The 18089-nt window shown below is 61.1% G+C and carries 17 protein-coding genes; 7 read left to right on the forward strand and 10 right to left on the reverse strand.

From position 1 onward, the window contains the following. Nucleotides 1–13: 13 nt before the first annotated feature. From EPZ47_RS12560 to gloB, 7 genes are all read right to left on the reverse strand, one after another. Nucleotides 14–1624: an ABC transporter ATP-binding protein gene (locus EPZ47_RS12560; protein ID WP_135845058.1), complete on the reverse strand. Its 1611-nt coding sequence runs from the start codon at nt 1622–1624 to the stop codon at nt 14–16. A 1-nt stretch (nt 1625) separates the two neighbouring features. After that, complete coding sequence (locus EPZ47_RS12565) at nt 1626–2645, reverse strand: ABC transporter permease (RefSeq protein WP_135845059.1); 1020 nt, start codon at nt 2643–2645, stop codon at nt 1626–1628. A 1-nt stretch (nt 2646) separates the two neighbouring features. After that, a complete protein-coding gene (locus EPZ47_RS12570; RefSeq protein WP_135845060.1) occupies nt 2647–3720 on the reverse strand; it encodes a microcin C ABC transporter permease YejB in 1074 nt (357 codons plus the stop codon). Between the two features lie 4 nt (nt 3721–3724). Continuing rightward, entirely contained in the window at nt 3725–5581 is a 1857-nt protein-coding gene (locus EPZ47_RS12575) for an extracellular solute-binding protein (protein ID WP_135845061.1), read from the reverse strand. Continuing rightward, complete coding sequence (locus tag EPZ47_RS12580; protein WP_135845062.1) at nt 5578–7410, reverse strand: extracellular solute-binding protein; 1833 nt, start codon at nt 7408–7410, stop codon at nt 5578–5580. Before EPZ47_RS12580 ends, EPZ47_RS12575 begins: the two co-directional genes overlap by 4 nt. 161 nt (nt 7411–7571) lie before the next feature. After that, nucleotides 7572–9020 carry a transglycosylase SLT domain-containing protein gene (locus tag EPZ47_RS12585; protein WP_135845063.1) on the reverse strand — a complete coding sequence of 483 codons (1449 nt, stop codon included), beginning with the start codon at nt 9018–9020 and terminating at the stop codon, nt 7572–7574. Nucleotides 9021–9119: 99 nt separating this feature from the next. Then, nucleotides 9120–9887 carry a hydroxyacylglutathione hydrolase gene (gene gloB, locus EPZ47_RS12590; protein WP_135845064.1) on the reverse strand — a complete coding sequence of 256 codons (768 nt, stop codon included), beginning with the start codon at nt 9885–9887 and terminating at the stop codon, nt 9120–9122. A gap of 65 nt (nt 9888–9952) precedes the next feature. Here gloB and EPZ47_RS12595 point away from each other — a divergent pair, with 65 nt between their 5' ends. The 4 genes from EPZ47_RS12595 to EPZ47_RS12610 all read left to right on the forward strand — a co-directional run bounded on the left by EPZ47_RS12595 (nt 9953) and on the right by EPZ47_RS12610 (nt 13140). Further along, nucleotides 9953–10711 carry a methyltransferase domain-containing protein gene (locus tag EPZ47_RS12595; RefSeq protein ID WP_135845065.1) on the forward strand — a complete coding sequence of 253 codons (759 nt, stop codon included), beginning with the start codon at nt 9953–9955 and terminating at the stop codon, nt 10709–10711. Between the two features lie 89 nt (nt 10712–10800). Further along, on the forward strand, nt 10801–11253 hold the full coding sequence (gene rnhA / locus EPZ47_RS12600) for a ribonuclease HI (protein WP_047528325.1): 453 nt from the start codon (nt 10801–10803) through the stop codon (nt 11251–11253). A 313-nt stretch (nt 11254–11566) separates the two neighbouring features. Beyond that, nucleotides 11567–12328, forward strand: a complete 762-nt coding sequence (gene dnaQ / locus EPZ47_RS12605) for a DNA polymerase III subunit epsilon (protein WP_135845066.1) — start codon at nt 11567–11569, stop codon at nt 12326–12328. Nucleotides 12329–12525: 197 nt separating this feature from the next. Next, nucleotides 12526–13140: a GNAT family N-acetyltransferase gene (locus EPZ47_RS12610; protein WP_135845067.1), complete on the forward strand. Its 615-nt coding sequence runs from the start codon at nt 12526–12528 to the stop codon at nt 13138–13140. Here the strand turns inward: EPZ47_RS12610 and EPZ47_RS12615 are convergent. After that, nucleotides 13106–13999, reverse strand: coding sequence for a LysR family transcriptional regulator (locus EPZ47_RS12615; protein WP_135845068.1), 894 nt, complete (start codon nt 13997–13999; stop codon nt 13106–13108). The genes EPZ47_RS12610 and EPZ47_RS12615 overlap by 35 nt on opposite strands. An 86-nt stretch (nt 14000–14085) precedes the next feature. Next, complete coding sequence (locus tag EPZ47_RS12620) at nt 14086–14349, reverse strand: hypothetical protein (protein ID WP_135845069.1); 264 nt, start codon at nt 14347–14349, stop codon at nt 14086–14088. 185 nt (nt 14350–14534) lie between these two features. On the opposite strand from EPZ47_RS12620, the gene EPZ47_RS12625 reads away from it, so the two are divergent. The 3 genes from EPZ47_RS12625 to EPZ47_RS12635 all read left to right on the forward strand — a co-directional run bounded on the left by EPZ47_RS12625 (nt 14535) and on the right by EPZ47_RS12635 (nt 16980). After that, nucleotides 14535–15095, forward strand: coding sequence for an NADPH-dependent FMN reductase (locus EPZ47_RS12625; protein ID WP_135845070.1), 561 nt, complete (start codon nt 14535–14537; stop codon nt 15093–15095). A 213-nt stretch (nt 15096–15308) separates the two neighbouring features. Beyond that, nucleotides 15309–15659: a metalloregulator ArsR/SmtB family transcription factor gene (locus tag EPZ47_RS12630; RefSeq protein WP_135845071.1), complete on the forward strand. Its 351-nt coding sequence runs from the start codon at nt 15309–15311 to the stop codon at nt 15657–15659. 37 nt (nt 15660–15696) lie between these two features. Beyond that, nucleotides 15697–16980, forward strand: coding sequence for an arsenic transporter (locus EPZ47_RS12635; RefSeq protein ID WP_135845072.1), 1284 nt, complete (start codon nt 15697–15699; stop codon nt 16978–16980). Nucleotides 16981–17111: 131 nt separating this feature from the next. Here EPZ47_RS12635 and EPZ47_RS12640 read toward each other — a convergent pair whose 3' ends face one another. Then, nucleotides 17112–18077, reverse strand: a complete 966-nt coding sequence (locus tag EPZ47_RS12640) for a DUF1853 family protein (protein WP_135845073.1) — start codon at nt 18075–18077, stop codon at nt 17112–17114. Between the last annotated feature and the right edge of the window lie 12 nt (nt 18078–18089).

Here is an 18089-nt window from a genome sequence, read left to right on the forward strand (position 1 = left end):
CTCCTCTTTCAGGTTATTCGGCAGTGGTTGGGGCCAGGAAGGCGGCCTCCAGCAACTGCTGTGTGTAGGGGTGTTGCGGCGCGGCGAATACGCTGCGGGCATCACCTTGTTCGACCACTTGGCCGTGCTTGACCACCATCAATTGGTGGCTCAGCGCTTTGACGACAGCCAGGTCATGGCTGATAAACAGGTACGTCAGGTTGTACTTGGTTTGCAGCGACCGTAACAGCTCCACCACCTGGCGTTGCACGGTACGGTCCAGGGCTGACGTTGGTTCATCCAGCAGAATCAACGCCGGCTTGAGCACCAGGGCCCGGGCAATGGCGATACGCTGACGTTGCCCTCCGGAAAATTCATGGGGGTAGCGGTTCCGGGTTTCCGGATCCAGGCCTACCTCCTTCAATGCCGCGATTATCGCTTGTTCCTGCTCGGCTGCGGTGCCGATCTTGTGGATCCGCAGGCCTTCGCCGACGATCTGGCTCACACACATCCGTGGGCTCAGGCTGCCGAACGGGTCCTGAAACACCACTTGCATCTCCCGGCGCAGTGGCCGGACCTGTTGCTGCGTCAGGCTGTCGAGCTGTTTGCCTTCGAAGCGGATCCCGCCCTGGCTGCCGATCAACCGCAAGATCGCCAGCCCCAGGGTGGATTTGCCGGAACCGCTTTCGCCAACGATGCCCAGGGTCTGGCCCTGGGGCAGGTTGAAGCAGATACCGTCCACGGCCTTAATGTAATCCACCGTGCGTTTGAACAGACCTTTCTTGATCGGGAACCAGACTTTCAGGTCTTCGACCTGCAGCAGCGGCGGGCCGACCACGTTGGTCGCCGGGGTGCCGCTGGGTTCGGCGGCCAGCAGTTCCCGAGTGTACGGATGCTGTGGCGCGCGAAACAGCTCCTCGCACGGTGCCTGTTCGACGATGCAACCGCGCTGCATGACACATACGCGATGGGCAATTCTTCGCACCAGGTTCAAGTCGTGGCTGATCAGCAGCAGCGACATGCCCAGCCGCGCCTGCAGTTCCTTGAGCAATTCGAGGATTTTCAGCTGGACGGTGACGTCCAGAGCCGTGGTCGGTTCGTCGGCAATCAGCAGTTCCGGCTCGTTGGCCAGGGCCATGGCGATCATTACCCGCTGGCGCTGGCCGCCGGACAGCTCATGGGGCAAGGCCTTGAGGCGCTTGTGGGGCTCGGGGATGCCGACCAGCTCCAGCAACTCAAGGGTCCGGCGGGTCGCGACCTTGCCGGTGAGGCCTTTGTGAATGCCAAGCACTTCATTGATCTGTTTTTCAATCGAGTGCAACGGGTTGAGTGAGGTCATCGGCTCCTGGAAGATCATCGCGATCCGGTTACCCCGGATATGGCGAATGGTCTTTTCTTTCAGGCCCAGCAAATCCTGCCCGGCGTACTGGATGCTGCCGGTCGGGTGGTGGGCCAACGGGTAGGGCAGCAAGCGCAGGATCGAGTGGGCGGTCACCGACTTGCCCGAGCCGCTTTCGCCCACCAGGGCCAGGGTTTCGCCGCGCTTGATATCGAAGCTGACGCCTTCGACCACCCGCTGGCGGCGTTCGCCGACAATGAATTCCACCGCCAGGTCACGTACTTCGATCAGATTGTCCTGGTTCATTTCACTTCCTCGGATCGAAGGCATCGCGAGCGGACTCGCCGATGAACACCAACAGGCTCAGCATCAAGGCCAGCACCGCGAACGCGCTGATGCCCAGCCACGGCGCCTGCAGGTTTGATTTGCCCTGGGCCACCAGCTCGCCCAGGGACGGCGCGCCAGGCGGCAGGCCGAAACCGAGGAAGTCCAACGCAGTGAGGGTGCCGATGGCGCCGGTGAGGATGAACGGCATGAAGGTCATGGTCGAGACCATGGCATTGGGCAGGATGTGGCGGAACATGATCGCGCCGTTCTGCATGCCCAGCGCCCGCGCGGCGCGCACGTACTCCAGGTTGCGCCCACGCAGGAACTCGGCGCGGACCACGTCCACCAGGCTCATCCAGGAGAACAACAGCATGATGCCCAGCAGCCACCAGAAGTTTGGCTGGACGAAACTGGCGAGGATGATCAGCAGATAAAGAACCGGCAGCCCGGACCAGATCTCCAGGAAACGCTGGCCGGCCAGGTCGACCCAGCCGCCATAGAAGCCCTGCAGGGCGCCGGCGATCACGCCGATGATCGAGCTGAGTAGCGTCAGGGTCAGGGCGAACAACACTGAAATGCGGAAGCCGTAGATCACTCGCGCCAATACGTCGCGGCCCTGGTCGTCAGTGCCCAGCCAGTTCATGGCCGAGGGCGGTGCCGGCGCCGGGACTTTCAGGTCGTAATTGATGCTCTGGTAGCTGAACGGGATCGGTGCCCACAGCACCCAGGCGTCCTTGGCGGCCAGTAGTTCACGGATGTACGGGCTCTTGTAGTTGGCTTCCAGCGGGAATTCGCCGCCGAACGTGGTTTCCGGGTAGCGCTTGAGGGCCGGGAAGTACCAGCCATCGTCGTAATGCACCACCAGCGGTTTGTCGTTGGCGATCAGTTCGGCGCCCAGGCTCAGGACGAACAGCACCAGGAACAGCCACAGCGACCACCAGCCACGCTTGTTGGCCTTGAACAGTTCGAAGCGGCGGCGATTGAGAGGGGACAGGTTCATCTCAATGCTCCCGGCTTTCGAAGTCGATGCGTGGATCGACAAAGGTGTAGGTCAGGTCACCGATCAGTTTTACCACCAGCCCCAGCAGGGTGAAGATGAACAGCGTGCCGAATACCACCGGGTAGTCGCGGTTGATGGCCGCTTCGAAGCTCATCAGCCCGAGACCGTCGAGGGAGAAAATCACTTCCACCAGCAAGGAGCCGGTGAAGAAGATACCGATGAACGCCGAAGGGAACCCGGCGATCACCAGCAACATGGCGTTGCGGAACACATGGCCATAGAGCACCCGGTGGCGAGTCAGCCCCTTGGCCTTGGCCGTGACCACGTATTGCTTGTTGATTTCGTCGAGGAAGCTGTTCTTGGTCAGCAAAGTCATGGTGGCGAAGTTGCCGATTACCAGGGCGGTCACGGGCAAGGCCAGGTGCCAGAAGTAGTCGAGGATCTTGCCGCCCATGCTCAGTTCGTCGAAGTTGTTGGAGGTCAGCCCGCGCAACGGGAACCAGTCGAAATAACTGCCGCCGGCAAACACTACGATCAGCAGGATGGCGAACAGAAACGACGGGATCGCATAACCGACAATGATCGCCGAGCTGGTCCACACGTCAAAGTGGCTGCCGTGCCGGGTGGCCTTGGCGATCCCCAGCGGGATCGACACCAGGTACATGATCAGCGTGCTCCACAGCCCAAGGGAGATGGACACCGGCATCTTTTCCTTGATCAGGTCGATGACCTTGGCGTCGCGGAAGAAGCTGTCTCCAAAGTCCAGGCGGGCGTAATTCTTGATCATGATCCACAGACGTTCGGGGGCCGACTTGTCGAAGCCGTACATGCGCTCGATTTCCTTGACCAGCGCCGGGTCCAGGCCCTGGGCGCCACGGTAGGAGGAACCGGCCACCGACACCTCGGCACCGCCGCCGGCAATGCGGCTGGTGGCGCCTTCAAAACCTTCGAGCTTGGCGATCATCTGCTCCACCGGCCCACCGGGCGCGGCCTGGATGATGAGGAAGTTGATCAACAGGATGCCGAACAGGGTCGGGATGATCAGCAGCAGCCGCCGGAATATATAAGCCAGCATCGGGTTACTCCACGCTCGCCGGGGCGGCGTTGATCTGTTGTTCCATGACTTGTTTTTCTACCTCGATGGCAGGTTTGGTGTCCGGCTTGACCCACCAGGTCGTGGTGCCGATGTCATAGGTCGGCGTGACGGTTGGATGGCCGATGTGGTTCCAGTAGGCCACGCGCCAGGTCTTGATGTGCCAGTTGGGAATCACGTAGTAACCCCATTGCAACACCCGGTCCAGCGCCCGGGCGTGGGCCACCAGGCTTTTGCGTGAGTCGGCGTTGATCAGTTGTTCCACCAGTTGGTCGACGGCCGGGTCCTTCAGGCCCATGGTGTTGCGGCTGCCGGGCTTGTCAGCGGCGGCCGACATCCAGAATTCGCGTTGTTCGTTACCCGGCGAGCTGGATTGCGGGAAACTGCCTACCACCAGGTCGAAATCCCGGGAGCGCACGCGGTTGATGTACTGGGACACGTCCACGCGGCGGATGACCAGTTCGATGCCCAGGTCGCTCAGGTTGCGCTTGAATGGCAGCAGCACTCGTTCGAACTCGGTCTGGGCCAGCAGGAACTCCAGCACCACCGGTTTGCCCTGGGCGTCGACCATCTTGTCGTCGACGATGCGCCAGCCGGCCTCTTGCAGCAGTTGGTAAGCCTTGCGCTGCTGGTCGCGGATCATGCCACTGCCGTCGCACATCGAAGGATGGAAGGCTTCGGTGAAGACCTGTTCGGGGATTTTGCCGCGCAGGGGCTCGAGGATTTTCAGTTCGTCTTCGCCGGGCAGGCCGGTGGCGGCCATTTCCGAGTTTTCGAAATAACTGCGGGTACGGGCGTAAGCGCCGTGGAACAGTTGTTTGTTGGTCCACTCGAAATCCAGCAGCAGGCTCAGGGCCTTGCGCACCCGCACATCCTGGAAGATCGGGCGGCGCAGGTTGTAGACGAACCCCTGCATGCCGGTGGGGTTGCCGTTGGGGATCTGTTCCTTGATCAGCCGGCCTTCGGCCACGGCGGGGATGTTGTAGGCGTTGGCCCAGTTCTTGGCGGCCATTTCCAGCCAGAAATCGAACTGCCCGGCCTTGAGCGCTTCGACTGCGACGGTGTTGTCGCGGAAGTAGTCGGTGGTCAGTACGTCGAAATTGTAGAAGCCGCGGTTGACCGGCAGGTCCTTGCCCCAGTAGTCCTTTACGCGCTCATAGCGAATCGAGCGCCCGGCCTTCACTTCGGCGACCCTGTAAGGACCACTGCCCAGGGGGATCTCCAGGTTGCCCTTGCTGAAGTCGCGCTCGGCCCACCAGTGCTTGGGCAATACCGGTAACTGGCCGAGGATCAACGGCAGTTCGCGGTTGTTGGTGTGCTTGAACTTGAACAGCACTTTGAGCGGTTCTTCGGCGATGACATCGGCAACGTCGTTGTAATAGCCGCGGAACATCGGTGCGCCGTCCTTGGTCAGGGTCTGGAAGCTGAAGACAACGTCTTCGGCGCGCACCGGATGGCCGTCGTTGAATCGGGCTTCGGGGCGCAGGTAGAAACGCACCCAGCCGTTGTCCGGGGCCTTCTCGATTTTTTCGGCGATCAGGCCATATTCGGTGAAGGGTTCGTCCAGGCCTTGTTTGGCCAGGGTGTCGTAGATCAGGCCGATGTCATCGGCCGGTACGCCTTTGCTGATAAACGGGTTGAGGCTGTCGAAGCTGCCAAACCCGCCCTGGCGGAATATCCCGCCCTTGGGGGCGTCGGGGTTCACGTAGTCGAAATGCTTGAAATTGGCCGGGTATTTCGGCGGTTCGTTGTACAAGGTCAAGGCGTGCTGCGGCGCGGCACAGGCCAGCCCGGCGAATAACAGGCTGCTGGCCTGCAGGAGCAGGGCGCGAAAAGGCTTCATTGATCTTTCTCCGAAGATTTCAGCCACCAGGCGCTCAGGCCCAGGGTGTAGGGCGGCGTGGTGACGAAGGCGAACCGGTTGCGGTACGCCAGGCGATGATAGTTGAGATACCAGTTGGGGATGCAGTAGTGCTGCCATAGCAGCACGCGGTCCAAGGCTTTGCCGGCGGCGACCTGTTCGTCGCGGGTCTGGGCGGCCAGCAGCTTTTCCAGCAGGTGATCGACCACCGGGTTGGTAATCCCGGCGTAGTTCTTGCTGCCCTTGACCCCGGCCTGGCTGGAGTGAAAGTACTGCCATTGCTCCAGGCCCGGGCTGAGGGTCTGGCCCAGGGTAAGCAGGATCATGTCGAAGTCGAACTGATCCAGGCGCTGTTTGTACTGGGCGCGGTCCACCGTGCGCAGCCGGGCCTGGATACCGATGCTGGCGAGGTTTTCAACGTAGGGTTGCAGGATGCGCTCCAGGTTCGGGTTCACCAACAGGATCTCGAAGCGCAGGGGCTGGCTGTCGGCATTCACCAGGCGCTGGCCGTTGAGAGTCCAGCCAGCCTCTTTCAATAACCCCAAGGCCTTGCGCAGGGTTTCCCGGGGAATGCCGCGACCGTCGGTTTTCGGCAAGCTGAAGGGTTCGGTGAGCAATCGGGCTGGCAATTGTTCGCGGTATGGCTTGAGCAACAGCCATTCATGGCCCACCGGCAGGCCGCTGGCGGAGAATTCGCTGTTGGGGTAATAACTGAGGGTGCGCTTGTAGGCGCCGCTGAACAGTGTGCGATTGGTCCACTCGAAGTCGAACATCAGCCCCAGGGCTTCGCGAACCTTGGCCTCGGCAAAAGTGCCGCGCCGGGTGTTCATGAACAGGCCCTGGGTCTGGGTCGGGATCTGGTGGGGGATCTGCGCCTTGATCACATCGCCGCGTTTGATCGCCGGGAAGTCATAGCCGTTGGCCCAGTTCTTGGCCTGATGTTCGATATAGATATCGAATTCACCGGCCTTGAAGGCCTCGAAGGCCACTTCGCTGTCACGATAGAACTCCACGTCCATGCGGTTGTAGTTGTATTTGCCGCGATTGACCGGCAGGTCCTTGCCCCAGTAATCCTTGACCCTTTCGAATACCAGTTGGCGACCGGGCTGCACTTTGGTGATGCGATAAGGCCCACTGCCCAGGGGCGGTTCGAAGGTGGTGGCCTTGAAGTCGCGGTCTTTCCAATAATGCTGGGGCAACACTGGCAACTCCCCCAGGCGCAGGATCAGCAGCGGGTTGCCCGCGCGTTTGAAGACAAAGCGGATCTTCAGCGGGTTGAGGATATCGACCCGCAGCACTTCCTGCAGGTTGGTGCGGTATTGCGGGTGGCCGTCCTTGAGCAGCGTTTTGTAGGAGAACGCCACGTCATAGGCGGTGATCGGCACGCCATCGTGAAACCGCGCTTCGGGCCGCAGGTTGAACACCACCCAGCTGCGGTCTTCGCTGTACTCCACCGACTGGGCGATCAGGCCGTAGCTCGACGTTGGCTCATCGCCGGAGGGCGCGTATTGGCCGGTGCCGACCATCAGCGGTTCGTTCAGCTCGTTGATGCCGTATTGCAGGAAATTTGGCGTGGAAACCGGGCTGCTGCCCTTGAATGTATAGGGGTTGAGCGTATCGAAGGTGCCGAATGCCATGACCCGCAAGGTACCGCCCTTGGGCGCTTGCGGGTTGACCCAGTCGAAGTGGGTAAATCTGGCCGGGTACTTGAGCGTGCCGAACTGCGCATAGCCATGGCTTTCGCTGATGGTTGCGCTGGCGGGGGAGCTCAAGGCCAGGCTGATCAGGAGCAGGAGGAGGGGACGTATCAAGTCTGAGATCCGATCCAGGCGGCTTGGGCTTTTATGGCCTGTACAGTAACAGCTTGTATCGGCAGGAAAAAGGCGGGGGCTCAAAGCTGCAGGGATTACCCGGAACTGTGGCGAGGGAGCAAGCTCCCTCGCCACAACAAGCCCCTCGATCAAGGTGGGGCTTAATGCGGGGAGTACACCGTCAGCATCTGCCCAGGTTTGAGCGCCTTGCCCATCCGTGGATTCCAGCGCTTGAGGTGTTGCATTTCCACGTTGAAGCGCTTGGCGACCACATACAACGAATCGCCCTGCTTGACCTTGTACTGGGTCTGTTTTTTCTGGTCCTTGCTGTTGGCGGCCACCACGGTGCTGATGCGCTTGCCGGTAGCCTTGGTGGGCTTGGTGTCGCGCATCACCAGGGTCTGGCCGACCTTGAGCTTGCTGCCGCTGAGCTTGTTCCAGCGTTGCAGGTCCTTGGTCTGGACGTTGTTGGCCTTGGCGATCTGGGCCAGGTTCTCGCCGCGCTTGACGCGGTAGGTGCGCCTTGCGCCTTCCACTTCACTGTCGTCGACGTTTTCAAAGACCGGTTTGAGCGAGCGCTGGCTGATCAGCTCTTCCGGGCGCATGGTCGACAGGCTGGCGGTCAGCAACTGGGCCTTGGAGGTGGGCACCAGCAGGTGCTGCGGGCCGTCGATGGTGGTGCGTTGCTTGAAGGCCGGATTGAGCTGGAACAGTTCGTCTTCGTCGATGTTGGCCACCGCCGCAACCTTGGACAGGTCCATGCGCTGGTTGATTTCGACGACTTGGAAATAGGGTTCGTTGGCGATCGGGTTGAGGTTCACGCCATAAGCATCGGGCGAGAGCACGACCTGGGACAACGCCAGCAACTTCGGCACATAGGCCTGGGTTTCGCTGGGCAGTGGCAGGTTCCAGTAGTCGGTGGGCAGGCCGAGCTTTTCGTTGCGCTCGATGGCGCGGCTGACCGTGCCTTCACCGGCGTTGTACGCGGCCAGCGCCAGCAACCAGTCGCCGTTGAACATGTCGTGCAGGCGCGTCAGGTAATCCATGGCGGCCGTGGTGGAGGCGGTGATGTCGCGGCGCCCGTCATAGAAGCGGGTCTGGCGCAGGTTGAAGTAACGTCCCGTGGACGGGATGAATTGCCACAGCCCTACGGCGTTGGCCCGGGAATAGGCCATGGGGTTGTAGGCGCTTTCGATCACTGGCAGCAGCGCCAGCTCCAGCGGCATGTTGCGTTCTTCGAGGCGTTCGACGATGTAATGGATGTACAGGCTGCCGCGCTCACCGGCGTTTTCCAGGAAAGACGGGTTGCTGGCGAACCACAGGCGCTGTTGCTCGATGCGTGGATTGACGCCGGCGGTTTCCTGGAGCTGGAAGCCCTGGCGCATGCGTTCCCAGACATCCTGGGGCACTTGGGGGCTGGGTTTTTCAGTGAGCCAGACAGGCTTCTGTTTGGCGCGAGCGGCGATATTCGGCGTGTGGGCCGCGTCGGTCTGCGGCACCTGGCTCGTGCTCTGGCAGCCCGCCAGTGTCGCGGACACAGCCACCGCAATGGCTTGAGCCAAGCGGGTCAATGTGTCTGACTGGGCGGACCTGCGTATAGATGACGACATTGGCTGGAAGTAAGTTCCGGGCAAAAATGTCGGCCGATTCTAGGAAGCGCACCCCAACAGGTCAACCATTCAGAATTTTTATATCAATCGATAGCTACCTTAGAACTTATCTTTCCAAGCCCTCAAGGCCGCAAAAACCTCGCTTGGCGTCTCGTTACGCTGGCCATTCCGTTCGTCTGCTTTTTGTTTAACGAATGTTTCAGTGGTGCGCAGGAACGGATTGGTCAGCTTTTCCAGGGCCAGGGTCGAGGGCAGGGAAATGACGCCTTCGCTGCGTAGCCGGCTGACTTTTTCCAGACGGGCGGCGATGTCCGGATTGCCCGGCTCCACTGCGGCGGCAAACTTCAGGTTGCTGAGGGTGTATTCATGGGTGCAGTAGACCAGCGTATCTTCGGGCAGGGCGGCGAGGCGGCTGAGCGAGTGGTGCATTTGCGCCGGCGTCCCTTCGAAGAGCCGGCCGCATCCGGCGGCAAACAGGGTGTCGCCACAGAACAGCAGGCCATGGTGGTAGTAGGCGATGTGTCCCAATGTATGGCCAGGCACGGCGTAGACATCGAAGTCCAGGCCGAGCACGCTGAGCGTGTCGTTGTCATTGAGCGCCATGTCCCGCGCCGGGATGTTTTCGCTGGCCGGGCCGTAGACGGTGGCGTGCGTTGCGTTTTTCAGTGCCTCGACGCCGCCGACATGGTCATGGTGATGGTGGGTGACCAGTATGTCGCTCAAGACCCAGCCGGGGTGGGCGTCGAGCCAGGCTTGTACCGGCGCGGCGTCTCCCGGGTCGACCACGGCGCAGCGCTGGGTCGCGTGGTCCTGTAACAACCAGATGTAGTTATCGGTGAACGCGGGCAGGGCACTGATCTGTATCATCGCGAAATTCGCCAAGCGGAAAACAAAGGCGCATCTTAGAACTTCCTGACGCGTTGGAGAATGCAATGACCGATAAAGCGTTCGCTCAGGCTGATCCTGACTGGCTGGCGTTGATCAGCGCGGCCCGCGAATGGTTGTCCGGCCCTGTCGGGCAATTTTTGTTGGAAGAGGAGCGGCGCATGCTCGAAGACGAGCTGGGCCGGTTCTTTGGCGGCTACCTGGTGCATTACGGGCCTTCGGCGCAGACGCCGCCGTCGGCGCCGCAGGTGCAGCGCAATGTCCGCCTGGGGGCGCCATTGCCTGGGGTCGAGATCGTCTGCGAGGAGCAGGCCTGGCCTTTGAGTGAGCATGCCGCCGATGTGGTGGTGCTGCAGCACGGCCTGGATTTCTGCCTGTCTCCCCACGGTTTGCTGCGTGAAGCCGCCAGCAGCGTGCGCCCCGGTGGCCATCTGTTGATCATCGGCATCAATCCCTGGAGCAGTTGGGGGTTGCGCCACGTGTTCGCCCACGACGCCTTGCGCCAGGCTCGCTGCATCTCGGCCTCGCGGGTCGGCGACTGGCTCAACCTGCTGGGCTTCGCGCTGGAGAAACGCCGCTTCGGGTGCTATCGTCCGCCGCTTGCGTCGCCCAAGTGGCAGGCCCGTCTGGCCGGCTGGGAGCGCAAGGCCGGTGACTGGCAACTGTCCGGCGGTGGTTTCTATCTGTTGGTGGCGCGCAAGATCGCGGTCGGGCTGCGCCCGGTGCGTCAGGCGCGACGCGAGCCGATGGGCAAGCTGATTCCCTTGCCGATGGCCAAGGTCAACCGTCGCCACATCGAGCCGTAACCCTTTTTCTGATGGTCTGGCCGGTATATCGGCGGCGGGCGTTATTGTCCCGACCGGCAGGCCTTTGCATTTTTTCTGGATAGATTGGCATGAGCGATAGCGTAGAACTCTTCACCGATGGCGCCTGCAAGGGCAATCCCGGCCCGGGCGGCTGGGGCGCGTTGCTGGTGTGCAAGGGCGTGGAAAAAGAGCTCTGGGGCGGCGAAACCAATACCACCAACAATCGCATGGAACTGATGGGCGCGATCCGCGGCCTGGAAGAGCTCAAGCGGCCCTGCGATGTGCTGTTGGTGACTGACTCGCAGTACGTGATGAAAGGCATCAACGAGTGGATGGCCAACTGGAAGAAGCGCGGCTGGAAGACCGCCGCCAAGGAGCCAGTGAAAAACGCCGACCTCTGGAAAATGCTGGATGAGCAGGTCAATCGCCATAACGTCACCTGGAAATGGGTGCGCGGCCACATCGGCCACCACGGCAACGAACGGGCCGACCAGTTGGCCAATCGTGGGGTGGATGAGGTGCGGGGTTTCAAGCAGGCTTGATTCAGCTGGATGTGACCCCTGTGGCGAGGGAGCTCCCGCCGGGTCCTGTAGGCGCTGGCGAAGCCTGCGATCTTTTGATCTTTTGATCTTTTGATCTTTCGCTTGAGATTCAAGTGTCTGGGGAAAGATCGCAGCCTCGTTGCACTCGACAGCTCCTCCGGAACCAGAATCCAGCGAGAGCAAGCTGTGTTCCCCCAGAATTTGCTCCCGCACAATCCACTTTTCCTCCATAAGCCTGGGGTCAATCCCCTGGCCACAGGAGCGTGTTAACATCCGCGTTTTTGCAAGCCTGCCCGTTGAGAGCTGAACACTGATGGCCAACAGATCTGTTGTACTGGATACCGAAACCACCGGCATGCCGGTGACCGATGGTCACCGGATTATCGAAATCGGCTGTGTCGAGCTGATGGGCCGGCGCCTGACCGGTCGCCACTTCCACGTCTACCTGCAACCGGACCGCGAAAGTGACGAGGGCGCCATCGGCGTCCACGGCATCACCAACGAGTTCCTGGTGGGCAAGCCGCGTTTCGCCGAAGTGGCCGATGAGTTCTTCGAATTCATCCAGGGCGCGCAGTTGATCATCCACAACGCGGCGTTCGACGTGGGGTTCATCAACAACGAGTTCGCCTTGATGGGCCAGCACGACCGGGCCGACATCACCCAGCATTGCACCATCCTCGATACCCTGATGATGGCCCGGGAACGTCACCCGGGGCAGCGCAACAGCCTCGATGCGTTGTGCAAGCGCTACGGCGTCGATAACTCCGGCCGTGAACTGCACGGCGCCTTGCTTGACTCCGAGATTCTGGCCGACGTCTACCTGACCATGACCGGTGGCCAGACCAGTCTGTCCCTGGCCGGTAACGCCTCGGATGGCAACGGTACCGGCGAAGGCTCGGGCAACCAGGCCACGGAAATCCGGCGTTTGCCCGCTGACCGCAGGCCATCGCGGATCATCCGCGCCAGCGAAAGCGACCTGGCCGAACATGCCGCGCGTCTGGAAGCCATCGCCAAGTCCGCCGGTGCTCCGGCACTGTGGACGCAGTTGGTCGAGGCGCAGGCCGCCACGAACTGATGAAACCTTCCTTGTGGGAGCGAGCTTGCTCCCACAGAGTTATCCATCGCTCATTTCTCGCCACAATCGCCAGTACCTTCTAACCTGAGGTAACGGGCAGGCTACGGATCCCGCTTGATGTGTGAAGATTTGAAAGGCAAGGGCAATGGATGGCGATGCGCCGTTGGTTGTCTCAAGGAATGAGGACTTTCCCCAGTATGCAACCGGTCATGAATCCCAAACACCCTGGTCTGTCGGTGCGCGTCGTCGATGATGGCTTTGCCGCCTACATCTGGGGCAGTGATTTCAGCTTCGAAGTCAGCGACTACGGTACGGCGCAGGTTGGCCGGCCGGTGAGCCAATGGCCGGTGACGCCCATTGTTCCCTACCGCAAGTGCTATGGCATCGATCCGGAAGAGTTCAGCAGCTTTCGCAATGCCCCGGACAGCGAAATCTTCATGGCCTATCTCGACGACCAGCCGGTAGGGCATCTGGTGGTCAGTACCAACTGGAATGGTTTCGCCCACATTGATGAACTCGCGGTGCATGCTCCGGCGCGTCGCCACGGGGTGGCCAAGGCGCTGCTCGACGTCGCGCATTTCTGGAGCCGCAAGAAAAAACTGCCGGGGATCATGCTGGAAACCCAGAACAACAACCTGGGGGCTTGCCGACTCTATGAGCGTTGCGGGTACGTGCTCGGTGGTATCGATCACCTGCGCTATCGCGGCATTGACCGACACACCGCCGAAGTGGCGCTGTTCTGGTACCGGTTGTTCGATGATCCGGTGGGCATGTCGATCAGTGGCCCAGCAACGCCTCGGCTTGTTCCGTGATCCGCTCCAGCAGCGATTGAATGGCCGGCGAGAGGGCCGTGCCATTCAGGCTCAGGGCATAGAGACTGATTGGGATGGCGGGTGATACCGGGCAAACGTCCAGTCCTCCGTCCTTGGCGCCTGAGGCGGTGAACGGGTCGACGATGGCAAGGCCTTCGCCGGCCTCGACCATGGCGCGCATCATCTGATGCGTCTGGACGCGTATCTGGATCACTGGCGCCGGGCGCAGCGCTCCCAGCTTATGGTCGAACGCCGGGCTCAGCGGGTCGTGACCATCGAGTCCCACCAGCGACTGGCCCGCCAGATCCTGAAGTGAAATGTATTTTTGCCGTGGTTGCAGCCAGCCGTGGGGCGCGAGCAATTGCAATTTGCCCTGGGCAATGACCTGGCAATGGATGTCGGGGTGTTCTGGGTCGTGCAAGCTCAGCCCCAGGTCACTTTCCCGCAAGAGAAGGCTGTGGACGATGTCGCGAGTCGGTTGGCTGAGCAGGGTGCAAGGTGCATCCGGATGACGTCGGCGCAGGGCGGCGATGCTCTGCGGTAACAGTTGTTGGGCCAGCGGCGGGGTGCAGATGATTCGCAGGGGAGGCGCCTGATAGTGTTTCAGGCTGCTGGCCAGTCGCTGTACCGGCTCGAGGGTGTCGTACAGCCGCGTGATGCCATCGCGCAATTCCAGGGTTTCTCGAGTGGCCTGCAAGCGCCCGCGCACACTGGCAAACAGCATGAAGCCCAGTTGCGCCTCGGCATCGCGCAGGATCGCCTCGACCTCTGCCATCGGCAGTTGCAGCCATTCGGCCGCTGTGCCGAGGTGGCCGGTTTGCAGCAGCGCCTGGATTACTTCGATGTGGCGTAAACGCATGCAAGAAGTCCATGTTCGGCGGGTGAGCCATTGAGTGGCCAAATCCTAACCCAAGTCCGGGCATGACTTCTGCTCATAACTACCAGTTATGAAGCTATTTGCGTTTCAGTGGGCGTTTGAGCTTGCGGTGGCGTTTCCGGTTCGCGGGTTAATTCGACTTGGGACTGCACCAGTACAAATTTGCCATCGTCGAGTTTGTTGACGCGATCACCGATAGCCAGCTTATAGGTCGTGACAGGCTCCTTGCCATTTCCGTCGGGCGACGGGGTCGATTCCTGGAACTCATGCACCGAATAGACGCGACCTTCGGCGTCCCGCGCATGAAATTGTCCGACAAGTACTGCTGCCATTGCTTAGAACCTCTGGAAATAGATCACTCGATTTGCGGTTCTGTAGACCCCGGTCAAGCGCGGTAAGTTTTCCTACATGAAAAAAATAGTCCAGACGGCAGGTTTTCGTCGTTCCGCTGGTCCAATTGTGATGCCAATCATCTATAACTACAGGCTCCTTTAAGCCGACAGACGAGAAGCCTCTCATGAGTAATGTCTACACAGTGGCCGTTTTGGTGGGCAGCCTGCGCAAGGCATCAATCAATCGTAAGGTGGCGCTGGCACTGGCTGAACTGGCACCGGCCAATCTGAAATTGAACATCGTTGAAATCGGCGACTTGCCGCTCTACAACGAAGACATTGACGTGACGCCACCACCGGCAGCCTACAGCACTTTCCGTCAGCAGGTGGGTGCGGCCGACGCATTGTTGTTCGTCACGCCCGAATACAACCGTTCGGTGCCGGCACCGCTGAAGAATGCCATCGACGTCGGCTCGCGCCCTTACGGCCAGAGTTGCCTGAGTGGCAAGCCGGGCGCGGTAATCAGTGCCTCGCCGGGCGCCATCGGTGGTTTTGGTGCCAACCATCACTTGCGCCAGTCCCTGGTGTTCCTCGATGTGCCTTGCATGCAACAGCCGGAAGCCTACCTGAGCGGCGCCGGGACGGCGTTTGACGAGGCGGGTAATCTGTCGGAGTCCGTAAGACCGTTCCTGCAGAAATTCATCGACGCCTATGGCAAGTGGGTCGAGCAACACAAGAAGGCCTGATGGCCCGGTACTTCAAGCAAACAAAGCACTTGTGGCGAGGGAGCTTGCTCCCGCTGGACTGCGAAGCAGGCCCTTCGGGCGGTCGCTTCGCAACCGAGCGGGAGCAAGCTCCCTCGCCACAGATGCATTTGCAGTTCCAAATCAAATCCCCGCTTTACTGAATATTCGAATTTCCATATATTCACCCTCCGCTCATCCAGACCCGTCGTTGTCATGTCCGATCCTCACAATCCTGTCGAAGTCTTCAAGGCGTTGGCCGACGACACCCGTACGCGCATTGCGTTGCTGGTGGCTCGGGAAGGCGAGTTATGTGTCTGTGAACTCACCACAGCCTTGGGCCTGAGCCAGCCGAAGATCTCCCGACACTTGGCCCAACTGCGCAACGCTGGCCTGCTCAGCGACCGGCGCCAGGGCCAGTGGGTTTACTACCGCCTGCATCCGCAGTTGCCGTCCTGGGTCAGTACCTTGCTTGCGCAGGCGTTGGCGGCCAACACGGTTTGGCTGACGGCGGATGTGCAGCGTTTAAGCGCGATGACCGACCGTCCGGTGGTGCGTTGCGGCTGATTGTTTCTTTTTAATTCCTCTTTCAAGGCTGTAGCACATGCTCATCGCGTCGTTGATTTTCCTGCTGACCATTACTCTGGTGATCTGGCAGCCCAAGGGGCTCGGCGTCGGCTGGAGCGCGACGTTCGGTGCGTTGCTGGCTTTGCTGAGCGGGGTGGTGCAGGTCGGTGATATTGCCCTGGTGTGGCAGATCATCTGGAACGCCACCGGTACCTTTGTCGCGCTGATCATCATCAGCCTGCTGCTGGACGAGGCTGGGTTCTTCGCCTGGGCGGCCCTGCATGTGGCCCGCTGGGGCCGGGGCAACGGGCGCAAGCTGTTTGCCTTCATGGTGCTGCTGGGCGCGCTGGTGTCGGCACTGTTTGCCAATGACGGGGCGGCGCTGATCCTGACGCCCATCGTGATTTCGATGTTGCTGGCGTTGCGTTTTTCCCCGGCGGCGACCCTGGCATTCGTGATGGGCGCCGGTTTCATCGCCGACAGCGCGAGCCTGCCGCTGGTGGTGTCGAACCTGGTGAACATTGTCTCGGCGGATTTCTTCGGCATCGGTTTCAACCGCTACGCGGCGGTCATGGTGCCGGTGAATCTGGTCAGCGTGGCGGCCAGCCTGGGGATACTGCTGTGGTTCTTTCGCCGCGACATCCCGCGCGATTATGACCCGGATCAACTGGACGATCCGGCGAGCGCGATCCATGACACGGCAACCTTCTACACCGGCTGGGCAGTGTTGGTGATCCTGCTGCTGGGCTGTTTTGCCCTGGAGCCGCTGGGGATTCCCATCAGCGCGATTTCGGCGGTCTGTGCCGCGTTGCTGCTGGCCGTCGCGGCCCGTGGCCACAAGATCTCCACCCGCAAGGTGATGAAGGAAGCGCCGTGGCAGATCGTGATCTTCTCCCTGGGCATGTACCTGGTGGTCTATGGCTTGCGCAATGCCGGGCTGACTGGCTACCTGGCCCAATGGCTCGATGGTTTCGCCGAATACGGCGTATGGGGTGCGGCGATGGGGACCGGGCTGTTGACGGCGCTGCTTTCGTCGATCATGAACAACCTGCCGACAGTGCTGATCGGCGCCTTGTCCATCGATGCCAGCCAGGCCACCGGGGTGGTGAAGGAGGCAATGATCTACGCCAACGTCATCGGCAGCGACCTGGGGCCGAAAATCACCCCGATCGGCAGCCTGGCGACTTTGCTGTGGCTGCATGTGCTGGCGCGCAAGAATATCCAGATCGGCTGGGGGTATTACTTCAAGGTCGGGATCGTGCTGACCGTGCCGGTGTTGCTGGTGACGTTGGCGGCGTTGGCTTTGCGGTTGTCCATTTGATCGAGTTGGCTTCAATCGCGAGCAAGCTCGCTCCCACAGTGGATTGGTGTTGCTTACAGAATTGATGATCTGCACATAACCCTGTGGGAGCGAGCTTGCTCGCGATGGGGCCCTGAAAGGCACCACAAAACTCACCCATTCCCCGGCACATCCGGCCAAAGATCGGCCACCAGGAATAGCCGCTCCGCTTCTTCCCATTCTCCGTCGGCATTTTCAGTCAGGCGCACCATCAACTGCGCCGGTGCCATTGGGTCGAGGGCCATTCGCCAGGCGTCCAGTTGTTCGGCGCACCAGGTCTGCTCCGCCGGATAGTGGGCCGGGGCCAGCCAGGCGGCGCGGGGCAGGGGTTGCCAGCGCCCAGGCGGTCGCTGGGCGACGAAGGCGGACCAATCTCGCTGATGCAGCCAGCTTCCCCGTAGATGCCGGGGGTGCGCACCGGTCGGCGGTTCGGCCTGGCCCGGCCAGGGGTAAAGTAAATACCCACCGAGCCAGAGCTCGGAGCGAAACACCTCGAGACCGGATGGTTCGATGCCCAGTGCCGCCAGGGCCTGGCGGCTTTCCGGGCGTGCCGAAATCGGTAGCTGATGCTCGCGCAAATGCGCCAGTTTACGGTCGAGCCGGTCATGGCAGCCCGGGCCGAGCCACTGCGCGGGGTCCTGGCCATTACCGTTCTGGGGGCCGAGGTACAATTTGATCGCCAATTCCAGATGGTGGATGCCGGCGCCATCGCGCAGCAGCAAGTCCAATTCCCCCAGCGTATGACCTTCGTGCCGGATCGGCAGGTTCGCCGCAATCAGCTCGATGCCTGGCGCCTGTTGCACGGCGAATTGCCAGAGCCTTTCGTAGTACAGGCCCAGGCGCCGCGTGCGCCCTTGGGACAGGCAATGCAGCAGTGGGTAGCTGTCGCGGTCCAGTTGCCGCAGCCAATGTTCCAGTCGATGGGGATCCTGCACCCAGTCACTGCCGGTCAGGGGATGGCGCTGCGGCCAGGGCGGATCGATGAGCATCGGCGGGGCAAGCAGCGCCCACGCCAGATCGCGCACTTCGGGATGGCGCAGGCGGCGGGGCAGGTCCAGCAATTCGGGAAACAGGATCATGTTGCGAGCATA

This window comes from Pseudomonas viciae (assembly GCF_004786035.1).
Classification (GTDB): domain Bacteria; phylum Pseudomonadota; class Gammaproteobacteria; order Pseudomonadales; family Pseudomonadaceae; genus Aquipseudomonas; species Aquipseudomonas viciae.